This window comes from Streptomyces sp. NPDC060198 (genome assembly GCF_042728415.1).
In the GTDB taxonomy this organism is placed as follows: Bacteria; Actinomycetota; Actinomycetes; order Streptomycetales; family Streptomycetaceae; genus Streptomyces.
In genome coordinates, this window is record NZ_JBHWZJ010000149.1 from 1 (window position 1) to 16,571 (window position 16,571).

The window sequence follows — 16,571 nt, forward strand, 5'->3', positions numbered from 1 at the left end:
CGAGAGACCGCAAGGTCTCTCGGGCCTTCTGCGTCGTGGTGCCGAATCGCCCCGGCCGCGGCTCTGGCCCTCTTCGTGGTGTTCCGGGGGCCGGCGACCCCCGTGCGGCCCTCCGGTCGCGTTCCCCGTCCCCGGTCCGTCTGTCCTGGAGTCCGGCCCGCCCGGGGGTTCCGTCGCCCCCGGTGAAGCGCTTCGACTGATCCTGTCACAACCGTTGACGTTGTCGTGTTCACTCCATAATTTGTCGGCAAGCGCTTTCTTGAACGATTCAATCTACCGAGGCAGGGGTGCGGCCTGTCCGGGATGGGGTGTGTCATGACGTCTTGGCGAAGTGCCCGGGGACTGCGTGCGGCAGGCGTGTCCGTGGTGGCGCTGGGGCTTCTCGCCACCGGCTGCGGCGGCGACGGCGGAGCGGGGGCCGGTGGCAAGGTGGAGATCCGCTACTCCTGGTGGGGCGGTCAGGAGCGGGCCACCCTGATCAACGAGACGATCGCCCTGTTCGAGAAGAAGTACCCGGACATCGAGGTGAAGACCGACTTCCAGGACTACGAGAACTTCTGGAAGAAGTTCAACACGCAGGCCTCCGCCGGCAACGCCCCCGACGTCTTCCAGAACTCCGTGGCGTTCCTCCGCAAGTACGACGACAAGCGGGTACTGCTCGACCTCCATGCGCAGGTCGAGGCAGGGAACCTCAGTATGGAGCACTTCCGGGCCGGGCTGGAGAAGGCCGGTGAGGTCGACGGGAAGCTCGTCGGTGTCCCGGTCGGCGGCAACACCTTCGCCCTGATCTACAACCCCGCCGAGTACAAGAAGATAGGGGTCACCCCCGCCGAGGGATGGACCTGGGACGAGTACGAGGCGGCCACCGAGAAGATCAGCAAGGGCGGTCTGCCCGGGGACAGCGGCGGCGGCGGGATCATGTACCTCTACGACCTGGTCCTGCGTCAGCACGACAAGGCGTTCTTCACCGAGGACGCGAAGCTCGGCTTCACCGAGGCCGACCTCAAGGACTGGTGGAACAAGAACTACGCCCGTACGAAGGCCGGCGTCCTGACCGACCCGAAGAAGATCGAGCAGGCCAAGCCCACCTCGGGGCTGTCGAAGGACCTCTCCGCCGGCGAGTTCACCTGGGACAACTTCCTGGTCCGCTACACCTCCGAGACCAAGACCCCGCTCGCCATCGCGCCCGTGCCCACGACCGACGGCAAGCGCACAGGGCAGTACATCTCCTCGCTGATGCTCAGTGGCTCCGCCCGCACCAAGCACCCCGAGGAGGTGGCCACCTTCATCGACTTCATGGTCCACGACCCCGAGGTCGGCAAGATCATGGGCTACGACCGGGGCGTCCTCGCCACCGAGGAGCAGTTCGACGCCTACGAGCCCACCGGTGTCTCCGCGCAGATCGCCGCGTACGAGAAGCAGATCGCCGACGACGTCGAGCCGATCACCCCGCATCCGGCGGGCGCCGACATCGTCGAAGCCGCCTTCCTGCGCATCGGCGCCGACGTGTTCCTCGGCACGACCTCGGTGGACGACGGTACGAAGCAGTTCTTCTCCGAGGCGAAGACGGCGCTCGGCTCCTGAGGGGAACGGCGATGACCGACATCCGAACCGCCCCCGCGCCGGCCCTGCCCGACGGGGGCTCCACGCCCCGCAAGGCCGCCGCCCCCGCGCGGCGGCGGGCCCGCGGGGAGAACCTCGCCGGCTACCTGTTCATGTCCCCGTGGATCGTCGGCTTCCTGCTGCTGACCGCGGGCCCCATGCTCGCCTCGCTCTATCTGGCGTTCACCGACTACAACCTCTTCGACAGCCCCCGTTTCGTCGGGTTCGAGAACTTCACCGAGATGTTCTCGGACCCCCGCTGGCGCAAGTCGGTCGAGGTCACCACCTCCTACGTCCTGGTGGGCACCCCGCTGAAGCTGGCGGCGGCGCTCGCGGTCGCCCTGCTGCTCAGCAAGGAGCGGCGCGGCCAGGGCTTCTACCGGGCCGCGTTCTACGCGCCCTCGCTCGTCGGCGCGAGCGTCTCCGTCGCCATCGTGTGGCGCGCGCTCTTCTCCGACGACGCCGTCGTCGACCGTTCGCTCCAGGTCTTCGGCGTGCACCTCGGTGGCTGGATCGGCGACCCGGACATGGTGATCTACGCCCTGGTGGCGCTCACCGTATGGCAGTTCGGCGCCCCCATGGTCATCTTCCTGGCCGGTCTCCAGCAGGTGCCGCGCGAGCTGTACGAGGCGGCGCAGGTGGACGGCGCGAGCGCCTGGCGGCGGTTTCGTTCCATCACCCTGCCGATGATCTCCCCGGTGCTCTTCTTCAACCTGCTGCTGGAGACCATCCACTCCTTCCAGATCTTCGCCTCGGCGTACGTCGTCACCAACAGCAAGTGCGGTCCGGCCGACGCCGGGCTCGTCTACACCTGCTACCTGTACGAACAGGGCTGGACCAATCTCCGGATGGGCTACGCCTCCGCCATGGCCTGGATGCTGCTCGTCTCGGTCGGCCTGGTCACGGCCGTGCTGTTCTGGTCCCAGCGGCGCTGGGTCCACTACGAGGAGGACGTCCGATGAGCGCGCTCATCCACCCGGCGCGGCGCCGCTCGGCGCGCTCGGTGCTCTGGCACGTCGGCGCGCTGGCGGTCCTCGCGCTCGTGCTCTACCCGCTGTTCTGGGTGCTCGGCAGCTCGCTGAAACCCAACGAGGACATCGTCGGCGGACTCGAACTCTTCCCCACCCAGCCGGTGTTCGACCACTACCAAAAGCTGATGGACGGCATCGCCGACATCCCCGTGTCGACCTTCTTCGTCAACTCGCTCGTGCTGGCCTTCGGCTCGGTGGCCGGAGTGCTGTTCTCCTGCTCGCTCGCCGCCTACGCCTTCGCCCGCATCGACTTCCGGGGCCGCAACCTGCTCTTCTCGCTGATGATCGGCACCCTCCTGCTGCCGTACCACGTACTGATCATTCCGCAGTACGTGCTCTTCCAGAAGATGGAACTCATCAACACCTACGTGCCGTTGCTGCTGGGGAAGTACCTGGCGACCGACGGGTTCTTCGTCTTCCTGATGATGCAGTTCATGCGGAACCTGCCCCGCGAACTCGACGAGGCGGCCAGGCTCGACGGCTGCGGGCACCCCCGGATCTACTGGCACATCATGCTGCCGCTCTGCCGGCCCGCCCTCATCACCAGCTCGATCTTCACCTTCATCTGGTCCTGGAACGACTTCCTCGGCCCGCTCCTCTACCTCAACGAGCCGGACAAGTACCCCGTCTCCATGGGGCTGAAGATGTTCATCGACCAGGACAGTGCGGCTGACTACGGCGGAATGGTCGCCATGTCGGTCCTCGCCCTGCTGCCCGTACTCGCCTTCTTCCTCGCCTTCCAGCGGTACCTGGTCGAAGGCGCGGCCACCTCCGGGCTGAAGGGCTGACCGGGCCATGAGCGCACCCACCACGCGTGTCCGCGCCCACACCCGGCCCGCCGCCGTGCGCCGCCGCACCGAACGGCTCGCCCGCTTCGCGCTCTTCGCCGAATGCCTGCTCACCGGGGTCTGGATCACCCTGGCCGCACTGCCCCTGATCACCCTCGTGCCCGCCTTCGCGGCGGGCTGTGCCCACCTGCGGCGGCAGACCGAGGACCGGCGTGGCGGGCTCCGGGAATTCACCGGCGATCTGCGGGAGGCGGTACGCACCGGGCTGCTGGTCACCCCGCTGACGGGGGCGGCCCTCGCGCTGCTCGCCCTCGACTTGCGGATCGCCCGGTCGGGGCTGCTGCCCGGCGGCCGCCTCCTCGCGGCGGTCAGCGCCCTTTGCGCGCTCGCCGTGGCCGTCGCGCTGCTGCGCACGGCCGCCGCCTGGCGGCCCGGCGTGCGCTGGGCACCGATCGTGCGTACGGCGGTCCGCCGTACCGCCACCGACCCCGTCGGCTCCCTGCTCCTCGTCGGCGGGTTCGCCGCCGTCGCCCTCACCGCCTGGCAGCTGCCCCCGCTCGCCGTGCCCGCCCTGGGCGCACTCGCCGCCGCGGCGGTCGTCACCGACCGCCGCCACTGACCCTCCACCCACTCCCCGGGGGCGCGGTCCGCGCCCCCGGGGCGGTCCGCCCTGCCCGTTTCGCCGAAGCACACACGAACCGAGTCCCCGAGAACTGGAGTCGTGATGTCCCCGATCCCCCGTCGCACCATGCTCAAGGCCGCAGCCGTCGCCGGTGCCGCGTCCTCCCTGTCCTGGACGGCCCTCGGCACCGCGCCACGGGCCGAAGCGGCCACCGACGCCACCGCCGGGGACGGCGGGAAGCCGGTGGAGATCGGCTGGCTGGAGGAGGGCGGGCTCGGAGCCGCCCCCGGCACGACGTTCGGGGTGCCCTGGCCGAAAGGGCTGTACCCGGCCGACCAGAGGTTCGCGCTCACCACCGACGGGGGCAAGGGCGTCCCCGTACAGAGCTGGACCACCGCCACCTGGCCCGACGGCTCCCTCAAGTGGAGCGCCCACGCCGTCGGACCGGAGGCGGCCGGAGCCAAGAAGTTCGCCCTCACCGCCGGCGAACCCACCGCCCCCGGGGCCAGGGTCACCGTCAGCAGCTCCGGCGGGGTCATCACCGTCTCGACCGGCGTCGTCACCGCGAAGATCGGGAAGACCGGCTCCTCGCTCGTGAAGTCACTGGTGCGCGGCGGCACCGAGATCGCCAAGGACGGCCGGCTGGTCCTGATCCGCCAGGGCGAGATCGAGGACGACGACCAGGGCAGGGAGAGTCACGAGCGCTTCGAGAGCGCCGTCGCCTCGGCCGAGGTCGAACAGGCGGGCCCGCTGCGCGCCGTCGTCCGCGTCGACGGCAAGCACCGGCGCGGCTCGCGCTCCTGGATGCCGTTCTCCGTCCGGTTCTACTTCCACGCGGGCGCCGAGTCTTTCCGCATGGTCCACACCATCACCTTCGACGGCACGCAGGAACCCGGAAAGGCCAGTGGCGACTTCGTCCGGGGCCTCGGCGTCCGTTTCACCGTCCCGATGCGCGACGAGGCGTACGACCGCCACGTCCGGCTCGGCGGCGAGGGCACCGGCATGCTCCGCGAGGCCGTCAAGGGCATCACCGGACTGCGCCGCGACCCCGGAGCCGCCGTCCGCGCCGCCCAGTTCGAAGGGGTACGCCTCCCCGACCCCGCCACCTGGGACCAGCGGGTCACCAGCCGCCTCCATCTGATCCCCACCTGGGGCGACTACACCCTCGGCCAGCTCTCGGCGGACGGGTTCACCGTGCGCAAGCGCACCGCGAAGGGGCACGGCTGGATCGCGGCCGGCGGCGGACGCCGCGCCTCCGGCTTCGGTTACGTGGGCGGCGCGAGCGGCGGACTCGCCTTCGGGCTGCGGGACTTCTGGGAGAAGTTCCCCGCCCAGCTCGACATCAGGGGCGCCGACACGGACGAGGCGGAGGTGACCGTCTGGCTCTGGTCGCCCGAGGCCCAACCCATGGACCTGCGCTTCTACCACGACGGCCTCGGCATGGACACGTACACCGAGCAGCTGGACGGGCTGGAGATCACCTACGAGGACTACGAGCCCGGCTTCGGCACCCCGTACGGCATCGCCCGCACCAGCGAACTCCTCTTCTGGGTCCACGACTCCACCCCCGGCGCCGACACATCGGCCCGGCAGACCGCGGCCGTCCGCACCCTGCCGCAGCTGGTCGCCCCGCCCTCCCAGCTCATCGGCGCGGGCGTCTTCGGCGGGCTCTTCGCCGAGCCCGACCGCTCCACCCCGGCGAAGGCGAGGATCGAGGACCACCTCGACTTCCTCTTCTCGTACTACCGGGACCAGGTCGACATGCGGCGCTGGTACGGCTTCTGGGACTACGGCGACGTCATGCACACGTACGACCCCTCCCGGCACCAGTGGCGGTACGACGTCGGCGGCTACGCCTGGGACAACTCCGAACTCTCCACCGACCTCTGGCTCTGGTACGCCTATCTGCGCTCCGGCCGCGCCGACATCTTCCGCTTCGCCGAGACGATGACCCGCCACACCGGCGAGGTCGACGTCTACCACCTCGGCCAGTGGGCCGGGCTCGGCACCCGCCACGGCATCCAGCACTACGCGGACAGCGCCAAGCAGCAGCGCATCGCCAACACCACCTATCGGCGCTTCTACTACTTCCTCACCGCCGACGAGCGGGTCGGCGACCTGATGCGCGCCAACGTCGACTCCGACGAGACCTTCCTCGTGCTCGACCCGCAGCGCAAGGTCCGCACCGACGTGTACACCCCCGACCGGCACGCGCTCTCCATCGGCTTCGGCACCGACTGGAGCGGGCTCGTCTCCGCCTGGCTCACCGAGTGGGAGCGCGGCGGCCCGCAGGCGGCGAAGGCCAAGGACCGGGTCCTCGGCACCATGGAGACGATCGCCGCGCAGCCCAACGGCTTCGTCCAGGGCAGCGGACTCTACGACCTCGACACCGGCCGGTTCGCCATCGCCGCGCAGCCGGTCGTGAGCGTCTCCCACCTGTCGGGCGTCTTCGGGCTGGGCGAACTCTGCGCCGAACTCATCGCCCTGGTCGACATGCCGGCGTTCGAGGAGGCGTACCTCGACTACTGCCGGTACTTCAACGCCACCAAAGCGGAGCAGGCCGCCCGTTACGGCTCCGACTTCGGCAGCATCAGCCTCTTCCAGGGCCACTCCCGCATGGACGCCTACGCCGCCGTGCGGACCGGTGACGAGAAGTTCGCCGCCCGCGCCTGGGAGAGGTTCCTGCGGGGCGACGGATACAAGGAGTCCGCGCCCTGGAGGATCGAGGAGGTGAGCGGGCCCCTCGCCACCGTCGCGGGCACCGAGGCCGCCTGGGTCTCCACCAACGACACCGCCCTGTACGGGCTCGCCGCCATCGAGAACCTGGCCCTCGTCGGCGACCACCTGCCCGGCTGACCCACCGGCCCGCCCACCACCCCGGGGGAGGTCCTCACCGCATCCTGCCGAGGACCTCCCTCACCCGCCGGGCGTCCCGCAGCCGCTTCTCGTACGTCGCACCCACCGCGAGCAGCAGCGCCCCGGCCGCCGCCGGCACCAGCCATCTCGGCAGCGCCCCCACCACCTGCACCACGTACGGGGCGAGTTCGTGCAGGCCGAGCAGGGCCAGCACCGCGCCGCCGAGGAACAGCGGGGCCTGCAGACGCCTCCGGGCCCCGGCCAGCGTGACCGCGAGGGCCGCGAGCCCCAGCAACAGCGGACGCGTCCACCCCGGGTCTCCCCAGGCCGCCACCAGGCTCGGCACCAGCGTGACCGCGAGCCCCGCGCCGTACGCCGTCCAGGAGGAGGCCGCCGGGTCGCGGCGCCGCCGCAGCACCCCGACCACCAGGGCCGGCAACGTCACCGGCAGGGTGTACGCCTCCGGGGCGATCACCCCCGAGTCCGCCAGCCGCACCCAGGACGCCAGTACGAACAGCACCGGCGCGAGCACGCCCGCCGCCTTCCGGCGCTCCGGCCGCACCGCCGCACCGGCAGCCAGCACCCCCGACAGCCCCAGCACCAGGGCGAGCGACACGGGATCCGTGACCGCCAGGCCCACCGCCACCAGCGCGCCGAAGGCCCCGGTCAGCTCCACCGGCACCGCCACCGGACGGCGCCGGAGCACCCCGCCGAGCAGCACCGTGACCGCCGGACCCATCAGCAGCAGCGGTGCTCCGCGCGAGGCGGAGAGTCCCAGTGACCCGACCGCCGCGACGGTCAGCCCGATCCCGCCGAGGACGGCGGCCGAGGCGGCCACCGAGCGCGCCGGGCGGTCCGGCAACCTGATCGCCGTCGCAGCGAACAGCCCCGTCAGCGCCGCGACCACCGCGTACGTCGCCGCCTCGGAAGCCAGCGACAGCGCTGCCACGCTCACCGCTCCCGCCAGTGCGCAGCACAGCACGGCGGACCCGGCGGCGGACCGGGCCGATCCCCGGGAGAAGCGCACCAGCAGCTCCAGGGCACCGGCGACCAACAGGGTTTCCAGGACCGCTCCGGCCGCGTACGGGACGTCCGCGACCGCCGCCGTGACCAGCAGCGCCCCGCCCGTCAGCACCGGTACGGCCACCGGGGCCACGCCCCGCCACCAGGTCCCGAACGCCCGCGCACCGGCCGGACCCTCCGTGTCCCCGGGCCCGGCGAGCTCCACCGCCCACCGGTGGGCCGCCGCTCCCAGCCCGGCCACCACCGCCAGGACCACCGGCGCGGCCATCGTCCACGGCCAGCCGGCCGGCCCGCCGAGCGCGGCCCGCAGACCCTCCGGAGCGCCCTCCCACACCCGCGTACCCGCCGACAGCGGAGCGGCCAAGGCCACGGCCACCCAGGGCGCCGCCCAGAGCAGCGACCCCGCGACCACGACCGCCACCGACGCGGCCACCCCCCGTCCGGCCGCCGTGCGGACCGACAGGATCCGCACCACCGTCAGGAGCGCGATCCCCGCGAACAGATACGCCACCACGGCCCACTCCGGCGGCAGTGCCGCCCGCGCCATCCCGCCGGCGCCCGCCACCCCGGCGAGCCCGCCGACGAGTCCGCAGGCCGTCGCGAGCCCGGCCGGCACCCACCGTACGGCGAGCAGCGCGGCGGCCCCCGCGACCACCAGCAGTGCCCCCGGGGCGAGCGCCCCGGCCGGGCCACCGGCCGTCAACGACCGCACCAGAGCCAGCAGCAGCGCGCCCGAGCCGGTGGCCGCCAGGCAGACCAGGGCGGTGATCCGCACCCCGGTCCGCCCGGACCGGACCGCCCGGACCACGACCACGCCGTCCAGCACCGCCGTGATCAGCAGCGCCCAGCCGAAGGTGAGGGCCGGGGCGCCGGCGGCCGAGCAGGCGAGGAGCAGCGGCAGCTGACCCGCCACCACCGCCGCCGGAAGCGGCAGGACCGGCCGGCCGGGCGTCAGGCCGTAGCCCGCCCAGAGCCCGGCGAGGGCGGCCGAGGCCGCGGCGGCGAACGACGTGCCGTCGGTGCCGGGGAGAGCCACCGCGTGGAGGGCGTAGGCGTCGAGGAGGGTCAGGACGAGTCCGAAGGCGCCCAGCGCCTCGGCCGTGGCCCGCAGTCCGCGCCGCCGCAGCACGAGAGGGACGACGAGGGCGGCCGCCGTCACGGTGGCCAGCACCGCCGAACGGCCGCCGATGCCCATCGAGCCCCAGCTGAACAGCGTGAAGGCGATGGCGGCGACCGCGAGCAGCAGACCGCCGAGGGCGAGGAGGACGTTCTGCGCGCCGTGTCCGGACGGCGTCCGGAGCGGGACGTGCGGGCCGAACGCCGGCGGCGGGGGAGCGAAGGCGGTGTCCGCGCGGGCGAAACCGGCGCGGGCCTGGGCGCGCAGGGCCTCCACCAGCCAGGCACGGCGGTGGAGCAACTGTGCCCGGCGGGCGTCCAGACGGGCCAGTTCGGAGTCGAGGAGCGCCAATTCCTCGGCGGGCGGCGGGACGTGTTCCATGTCCGGAGTGTCGGGTCCGGGCGCGGGCGCGTACATGTGTTCAGGTACTCACTTCTCGGAGTGAGTACCTGGGGCGACCGGCCCCGGAGCGAGGAGACTGGCTTCATGAACCCGAACCACTACCGGTTCACGAGCCGGTGGGACCTCTCGGCGCCACCCGCCGCCGTCCTCGCGGTGCTGGAGCGGGGCGAGGAGTACCCCCTCTGGTGGCCCCAGGTCCGCGAGGTGGTCCAGGTGGACGCGACCACGGGACGGGCGCGCTTCCGCTCCGTCCTGCCGTACGACCTGGTCGTCACCCTGGACCGGGCGCGCCGCGATCCGGAGGCCGGGGTCCTCGAAGTGTCCATGACCGGTGATCTGGAGGGCTGGGCCCGCTGGACCGTCACCGGAAGGGGTGACGGCAGCCACGTGCGCTACGAGCAGGAAGTCGAGGTCCGCAAGCGGCTGATGCGGCTGCTGGCGCCGGTGGCCCGGCCGGTCTTCCGGGCGAACCACGCCCTGATGATGCGCGCGGCGCGGCGCGGGCTCACCGCCCGGCTCGGCGCGGTTTGAACGAAGCCGCCCCGGACCTGTATTGTTCAACCCGTTCCCGGGCGATTAGCTCAGTGGGAGAGCGCTTCGTTCACACCGAAGAGGTCACTGGTTCGAAACCAGTATCGCCCACCGGGGAGAGCCGGTCCGTCAGCACCAATGACGGACCGGCTTTCGCGCGTCCAGGACCACATCGTGGGGCGCAGGCCGTACCGCGTGCCGCGCCGTACCGTTCACGCGGCGGCGGCCACCTCCGGGCGCGGACGCAGCGGCCACGCGGGATCGACCGGCTCGGGGGTGCCGCTCCGGGCGAACCAGGCCTCCAGCCCACGGGCCTGCGCCGCGTGCCAGGCCACCTGGAGCGTGTGCAGCTCCGACGGGGTCAGCCGCTCCAGCCGCGCGGTGAACCGCCTGCCCACGGCGCGTACCAGCTCCATCGAGGCGGCGGCGTCCGCCGCCGCGTCGTGGGCCCCGTCCAGTACCACCCCGTACAGCTCGCAGAGGTCGGTCAAGGTGCGGCGGCCCTTGCGGTAGCGGTCCAGGTGCTTGTCGAGCACCCGGGGATCGATCACGCACAGGGGTACGTGCTCCAGGTAGCCCGCGAGCGAGGACGCCCGGTGCCGCTTCAACTCGCGGTCCAGGAGGGTCAGGTCGAAGGGCGCGTTCATGACGACCAGCGGGCGGCCGGTCGCGCACTGCTCCGCGAGCGACCGTGCTATCTCCTCCACCACCGGAGCGGGCCACCGGCCGTTGCGCTGGAGGTGGTCGTCGGTGAGACCGTGGATTCCCGTCGCCTCCGGCGGCACCGGAATCCCCGGATTGATCAGCCAGCGGGTCACCCGGGCCCGCCCGCCGGCGGTGTCCTGGACGACCAGGGCGGCCGAGACGATCCGGTCCTCCTCGACGTCGACCCCCGTCGTCTCCGTGTCGAATGCGGCCAGCGGCCCCTCGAACCAGTGCATCATCCCCGAACTCCTCGCACCCGCACGGCAGATGGCGTGATTCCCCTGCCCGATATCGGTGATACCCGCGCTGTTTGCCTGATACGCCGTTTGCGGGCCGTCTCCTTCGGTGACAACACTTCTGACGGGCGCGGGAGTTGACCGGACAGCAACCACGTGCCCGTCGAGCCACGTCAACGACCGGAGAACCGCACAGCTCGGAAGGCATACGGAGCCATGGCGCTCGCGCAGCCCGACCCGGGGAGCACCGCACGTGCCACGGACCGCGGAAAAGGTCTGCCGGCCGGACGGACCGCGCCCCTGCGGGGCACCCTCGCCACCACCGCCTGCATGGAGACCCTCCAGGTGGGGTATCTCCACGCCGTGGCGGCCGCGGCCGGCTGCTCCCTCTCCCAGCCGTTTCCCGACAACGGCGTCGACTGGCACCTCAGCCACGGCGCACCGGCCCACACGGTCGACGACGAAGTGACCGTCAAGGTGCAGCTCAAGTGCACCTATCAGCTCCCGCCGCACCCCCGGGGCGGGACGTTCCCCTTCACCCTCGACAACGCCCACCTCGTGAAACTCGCCCGGACACCCGTGTCCGTGCACCGGATCCTGGTCGTGATGATCGTGCCGCGCGCCCAGGACGACTGGCTGCGTGCCGGACACGACCGGCTCGACCTGCGGCACTGCTGCTACTGGATCAACCTGGCCGGCCACCCGGTGACCGGCCGGCTCAGGACAACCGTGCGCATCCCGACCTCCCGGATCTTCGACGACCGGGCGCTCTGCGAGATCATGGCCCGGGTCGGGGCGGGAGGGAGACCCTGATGCACCGGTCGATGGACGAACCCGTCGGCGGGGGAGCGGAGCCGGACACCCGCGCCCATCCGGCCGAGGTCCCGGAGCCGGACCCGCGAGCGGCACGGGAGACGCGGGCAGCCCCGGACCGGGGCACGTCCGACGCCCTGCCGGATCCCGCGGCCGTGGACCCCGCCGTCCTCGGCGCGCTCCTCGCCCGCCACGGGTGGTGCCTGCGCGGCGGGGCCGCCGGGCGCTACACCCGGTGGACCCCGCCCGGACCGGCCGGCGGGCCCGCCAGCCTGCTGGTGCCCGCCTCCGCGGCCTTCTCCGACACCGAGGACCTGCTCGCGGAGGCGCTCGCGGCCCTCGCCCGCAGCGCGGAACCCTCCGCCCGGGACGTCCTCGTCGCCCTCGCCGTACCCAGCGACGAGGTCCGCTGGTGGCGTGAGGTCCCCGAGGAGACCGTGGCCGCTGCCGGGGCCGCCGGTGCGGCGGGCTGGGGCGAGGCGGAGGCGCTGCGCTCGGCCGCCCTGCGCATCCTGCTGGCCGGCTCCCTCGCCGTACGCGGCCCGGCGGGCCACCATGGCGCCCGTCACCGCAGACGGGCCCGGGCCGCGCTGGACGACGTGCTGATCGGCCCGGCCCCGGGAGGGCGTCGGCTCACCGCCTTCCTTCCGGTCGCCTCCGGCCGCGCCGTCGCCGGCCGGCTCTACCGGGCGCTGCACGCCGCCCGCGAGGCCGTCGACTACCAGCGTGCCACCGGCGGCATGGAGGCCTTCGACGCCGCGGTCCCCGCCGGTGTCAGCCGCGAGCTGACCGACGCCCTGGTCGCGCTGGTCCGGGGCTCGGAGGGCGCCAGGATCACCGTCGACTGGGCGCCCTCGTGCGGTGCGCCCGGCAACTGCCCGGACCGCCCCGAACCCGTCGACTTCTCCCCGGGCGATCTCCCCGCGCTCCGGCTGGCAGGCACCCGCTACCGCCGCGAGGAGCCGTCCGTCCCGGTCCGGATCACCGGGGCCGTCGTCCGGATGCGCCGTCCGGGGCCGCGCGGCCCCGGAAGCGTACGGCTGCGCGTCCTCGCGGGCGCCGAGGTCGCGCACGTACGGGTCGAGCTGGACGAGGAGGCGTACCGCATCGCGGGCCACGCCCACCTCGTCGGACTGCCGCTCCGGGTGGAGGGCCTGCTGGAGAGCCGGGGCGGTTTCCGGCGGCTCACCGGCGCCACCCAGGTCGCTCCCGTCCAGGTCGACGAGGCGGAGCGGGACCGGCTGATGAAGGCGCTCCAGGAGAACCTGGACTGGTTCGAGGAGGCGTGCGCGGGCGACGAGGAGTAGCTCCCGGACGGGCCGGCGCTCGGGACCGCGGGGCCGTCGCCGGTCACCCGTGAAGAACGCAATGTGAATTAGGCTGCCCGGCTCGGTACGATCCTTGGTGCACGCGCAAGCAATGCGGTGCGCCCCCTGAGTCAGGAGAGACCGGTGTCAGACGTCCGTGTGATCATCCATCGCGATTCCGAGCGGGAAGAGCACGTGGTGACGACGGGCACGACGGCCGCCGAGCTCTTCCCCGGTCAGCGCTCGGTCGTGGCCGCCCGCGTCGACGGCGAGCTGCGCGACCTCGCGCACGTCCTCACGGACGGTGCGACCGTCGAGCCCGTGGAGATCTCCTCCGAGGACGGCCTCAACATCCTGCGCCACTCCACCGCGCACGTGATGGCCCAGGCCGTCCAGGAGCTCTTCCCCGAGGCCAAGCTCGGCATCGGCCCGCCGGTCAAGGACGGCTTCTACTACGACTTCGACGTCGAGAAGCCGTTCACGCCCGAGGATCTCAAGGCCATCGAGAAGAAGATGCAGGAGATCCAGAAGCGTGGCCAGCGCTTCTCCCGCCGTGTCGTCACCGACGAGGCGGCCCGCGAGGAGCTGGCCGCCGAGCCGTACAAGCTGGAGCTCATCGGCATCAAGGGCTCGGCCTCGTCCGACGACGGTGCGGACGTCGAGGTGGGCGGCGGCGAGCTGACCATCTACGACAACCTGGACGCCAAGACCGGCGACCTGTGCTGGAAGGACCTCTGCCGCGGTCCGCACCTGCCGACCACCCGGTTCATCCCGGCGTTCAAGCTGATGCGCAACGCCGCCGCCTACTGGCGCGGCAGCGAGAAGAACCCGATGCTCCAGCGCATCTACGGCACCGCGTGGCCCACCAAGGAAGAGCTCAAGGCGCACCTGGAGTTCCTGGAGGAGGCCGCCAAGCGCGACCACCGCAAGCTCGGCAACGAGCTGGACCTCTTCTCCTTCCCCGACGAGATCGGCCCCGGCCTGGCCGTCTTCCACCCCAAGGGCGGCATCATCCGCCGGGCCATGGAGGACTACTCGCGGCGCCGCCACGAGGAAGAGGGCTACGAGTTCGTCTACAGCCCGCACGCCACCAAGGGCAAGCTCTTCGAGAAGTCCGGCCACCTGGACTGGTACGCCGACGGCATGTACCCCCCCATGCAGCTCGACGACGGGGTGGACTACTACCTCAAGCCGATGAACTGCCCGATGCACAACCTGATCTTCGACGCACGCGGCCGTTCCTACCGTGAACTCCCGCTGCGCCTCTTCGAGTTCGGCACGGTCTACCGGTACGAGAAGTCCGGTGTGGTGCACGGCCTGACCCGCTCGCGCGGATTCACGCAGGACGACGCGCACATCTACTGCACCAAGGAGCAGATGGCGGAGGAGCTGGACCGCACGCTCACCTTCGTGCTGAACCTGCTCCGCGACTACGGCCTGAACGACTTCTACCTGGAGCTCTCCACCAAGGACCCGGAGAAGTTCGTCGGCTCCGACGAGATCTGGGAAGAGGCCACCGAGACGCTGCGCCAGGTCGCCGAAAAGCAGGGCCTCCCGCTCGTCCCGGACCCGGGCGGCGCCGCCTTCTACGGCCCGAAGATCTCCGTGCAGTGCAAGGACGCCATCGGCCGCACCTGGCAGATGTCGACCGTGCAGCTCGACTTCAACCTGCCGGAGCGCTTCGAGCTGGAGTACACCGGCCCGGAGGGCACCAAGCAGCGCCCGGTCATGATCCACCGCGCTCTGTTCGGTTCCATCGAGCGCTTCTTCGCGGTGCTCCTGGAGCACTACGCGGGCGCCTTCCCGGTCTGGCTCGCGCCCGTCCAGGCGGTCGGCATCCCGATCGGCGACGCCCACATCCCGTACCTCCAGGAGTTCGCCGCCACGGCGCGCAAGCAGGGGCTGCGGGTCGACGTGGACGCCTCCTCGGACCGGATGCAGAAGAAGATCCGCAACCAGCAGAAGGCCAAGGTCCCCTTCATGATCATCGCGGGCGACGAGGACATGGCCAACGGCGCCGTCTCCTTCCGCTACCGCGACGGTTCGCAGGAGAACGGCATCCCGGTCGACGAGGCCATCGCCAAGATCGCCAAGGCCGTCGAGGACCGCGTCCAGGTCTGATTCCGGCACGGCACGAGTACGGCCCCCGGCGCGGCGTCAGCCCACCGGGGGCCGTTCCTCGTCCTCCCGCCGGAACACCTGGAGCAGCCACGAGGAGAAGGAGCCCGTCACCGCACCGAGCAGTGCCAGCCCGCAGACCATCAGCCCCGTCGCGACGATCCTGCCCTCCGGGGTGACCGGCACCGCGTCCCCGTACCCCACCGTCGTCAGGGTCGCGCACGCCCACCAGGCCGCGTCGCCGAAGGTACGGATGTCGGCGCCCGGCGCGGTGTGCTCCACGTGGTAGACGGTGAGCGCGGCGGAGACGCCGAGCAGCACGGCGGAGAGACCGGCGTACGACATCACCCGGGCGTAGAGGCTCAGCCGCGGCGCGGCCCGGCGCTGCTGGACCGCCGAGTACACCTTCACCACGCGCAACGGACGCAGCAGCGGCATCACCAGCACCAGGGTGTCCAGCCAGTGCGTCCGCACGAAGCGGTGGCCCAGACCGCTGAGCCGCAGGCGCACGGCGTAGTCCACGACGAAGAGCGCCCACGTCCCGTACACCAGGCCCAGCCCCACGTCCGGCCACGGGGCCCGGTCCCGGCCGGCCAGCACGTGGATCGCGTACCCCGCCAGGAACACCAGCGAGGCCACCGCGAGGGGCACCTCGGCCCGCTCCTCCCACCGGGCGAGACGGGGAGGTGGAGCGGCGGGCGAGCGGTGTTCCGGGGATGCGGGGCGGTCGCTCGGCGGGTCGGGGCGGTCGCTCATGACCGCAAGCATCCCGCCGCCGCGAGGGGCCGGGCCCCGGCGACACGCGCGCCAGGGGTGACGCCATATGCTGAACGGTATGACGAGTGAGCCCGAGCAGCAGATCGGAGTGGGGACGCCCGACGCGTTCCAGCGCCTGTGGACCCCCCACCGGATGGCCTACATCCAGGGTGAGAACAAGCCGAGCGGTCCCGGCGCCGACGACGGCTGTCCGTTCTGTACCATCCCGTCCAAATCGGACGTGGACGGGCTCGTCGTCGCACGCGGCACACACGTCTACGCCGTGCTCAACCTCTACCCGTACACCGGTGGCCACCTCATGGTCGTGCCTTACCGGCACGTCGCCGACTACACCGAGCTGGACGGCCCGGAGACGCTCGAACTCGCCGACTTCACCAAGAAGGCCATGGCCGCGCTCCGGATGGCTTCCGGAGCGCACGGCTTCAACATCGGCATGAACCAGGGAGCCGTCGCCGGCGCCGGCATCGCCGCGCACCTGCACCAGCACCTCGTCCCGCGCTGGGGCGGCGACACCAACTTCATGCCCGTGGTGGGCCACACCAAGGTGCTTCCGCAACTCCTCGGCGACACTCGCGCGATGCTGGCCGACGCCTGGCCGGCCGCCTGACGCACCCGGTACGGCGAAGGGGGCACCCGCAGCGGG

General features: G+C 72.0%; 13 protein-coding genes and 1 tRNA gene. 11 read left to right on the top strand and 3 right to left on the bottom strand.

The window, feature by feature from the left end; all coding sequences use genetic code 11:
• Positions 1-315 precede the first annotated feature (315 nt).
• The 5 genes from ACFWEP_RS19220 (at position 316) to ACFWEP_RS19240 (ending at position 6,899) form a co-directional block, all read left to right on the top strand.
• Complete coding sequence (locus tag ACFWEP_RS19220; protein ID WP_387371488.1) at positions 316-1,584, top strand: ABC transporter substrate-binding protein; 1,269 nt, start codon at positions 316-318, stop codon at positions 1,582-1,584.
• 11 nt (positions 1,585-1,595) lie between these two features.
• Positions 1,596-2,564 carry a carbohydrate ABC transporter permease gene (locus ACFWEP_RS19225; RefSeq protein ID WP_387371489.1) on the top strand — a complete coding sequence of 323 codons (969 nt, stop codon included), beginning with the start codon at positions 1,596-1,598 and terminating at the stop codon, positions 2,562-2,564.
• Positions 2,561-3,421: a carbohydrate ABC transporter permease gene (locus ACFWEP_RS19230; protein ID WP_387371490.1), complete on the top strand. Its 861-nt coding sequence runs from the start codon at positions 2,561-2,563 to the stop codon at positions 3,419-3,421. The genes ACFWEP_RS19225 and ACFWEP_RS19230 overlap by 4 nt, the downstream gene beginning before the upstream one ends.
• A 7-nt stretch (positions 3,422-3,428) precedes the next feature.
• Entirely contained in the window at positions 3,429-4,040 is a 612-nt protein-coding gene (locus ACFWEP_RS19235) for a hypothetical protein (RefSeq protein WP_387371491.1), read from the top strand.
• Positions 4,041-4,145: 105 nt separating this feature from the next.
• On the top strand, positions 4,146-6,899 hold the full coding sequence (locus ACFWEP_RS19240) for a Tat pathway signal sequence domain protein (protein ID WP_387371492.1): 2,754 nt from the start codon (positions 4,146-4,148) through the stop codon (positions 6,897-6,899).
• 34 nt (positions 6,900-6,933) lie between these two features.
• Here ACFWEP_RS19240 and ACFWEP_RS19245 read toward each other — a convergent pair whose 3' ends face one another.
• Positions 6,934-9,420, bottom strand: a complete 2,487-nt coding sequence (locus tag ACFWEP_RS19245; protein WP_387371493.1) for an SCO7613 C-terminal domain-containing membrane protein — start codon at positions 9,418-9,420, stop codon at positions 6,934-6,936.
• A 105-nt stretch (positions 9,421-9,525) separates the two neighbouring features.
• Between ACFWEP_RS19245 and ACFWEP_RS19250 the strand changes: the two genes are divergently transcribed.
• Complete coding sequence (locus ACFWEP_RS19250; RefSeq protein ID WP_387371494.1) at positions 9,526-9,972, top strand: SRPBCC family protein; 447 nt, start codon at positions 9,526-9,528, stop codon at positions 9,970-9,972.
• A 39-nt stretch (positions 9,973-10,011) separates the two neighbouring features.
• Positions 10,012-10,083, top strand: a tRNA-Val gene (locus tag ACFWEP_RS19255).
• Positions 10,084-10,184: 101 nt separating this feature from the next.
• Here the strand turns inward: ACFWEP_RS19255 and ACFWEP_RS19260 are convergent.
• The gene (locus tag ACFWEP_RS19260) at positions 10,185-10,916 is read right to left on the bottom strand and encodes a 3'-5' exonuclease (protein ID WP_387371495.1); all 732 of its coding nucleotides are present in this window, start codon (positions 10,914-10,916) and stop codon (positions 10,185-10,187) included.
• Between the two features lie 213 nt (positions 10,917-11,129).
• Here ACFWEP_RS19260 and ACFWEP_RS19265 point away from each other — a divergent pair, with 213 nt between their 5' ends.
• From ACFWEP_RS19265 to thrS, 3 genes are all read left to right on the top strand, one after another.
• On the top strand, positions 11,130-11,726 hold the full coding sequence (locus ACFWEP_RS19265; RefSeq protein ID WP_387371496.1) for a DUF4365 domain-containing protein: 597 nt from the start codon (positions 11,130-11,132) through the stop codon (positions 11,724-11,726).
• The gene (locus ACFWEP_RS19270; protein ID WP_387371497.1) at positions 11,726-13,033 is read left to right on the top strand and encodes a hypothetical protein; all 1,308 of its coding nucleotides are present in this window, start codon (positions 11,726-11,728) and stop codon (positions 13,031-13,033) included. The genes ACFWEP_RS19265 and ACFWEP_RS19270 overlap by 1 nt, the downstream gene beginning before the upstream one ends.
• Before the next feature lie 144 nt (positions 13,034-13,177).
• Positions 13,178-15,154: a threonine--tRNA ligase gene (gene thrS / locus ACFWEP_RS19275; RefSeq protein ID WP_387371498.1), complete on the top strand. Its 1,977-nt coding sequence runs from the start codon at positions 13,178-13,180 to the stop codon at positions 15,152-15,154.
• Positions 15,155-15,190: 36 nt separating this feature from the next.
• Here the strand turns inward: thrS and ACFWEP_RS19280 are convergent, their stop codons facing one another.
• Positions 15,191-15,907 (bottom strand): potassium channel family protein, encoded by a 717-nt coding sequence (locus ACFWEP_RS19280; RefSeq protein WP_387371499.1) that lies wholly within the window; start codon positions 15,905-15,907, stop codon positions 15,191-15,193.
• Positions 15,908-15,974: 67 nt separating this feature from the next.
• Here ACFWEP_RS19280 and ACFWEP_RS19285 point away from each other — a divergent pair, with 67 nt between their 5' ends.
• Entirely contained in the window at positions 15,975-16,535 is a 561-nt protein-coding gene (locus ACFWEP_RS19285; RefSeq protein WP_387371500.1) for an HIT family protein, read from the top strand.
• Positions 16,536-16,571: the final 36 nt, after the last annotated feature.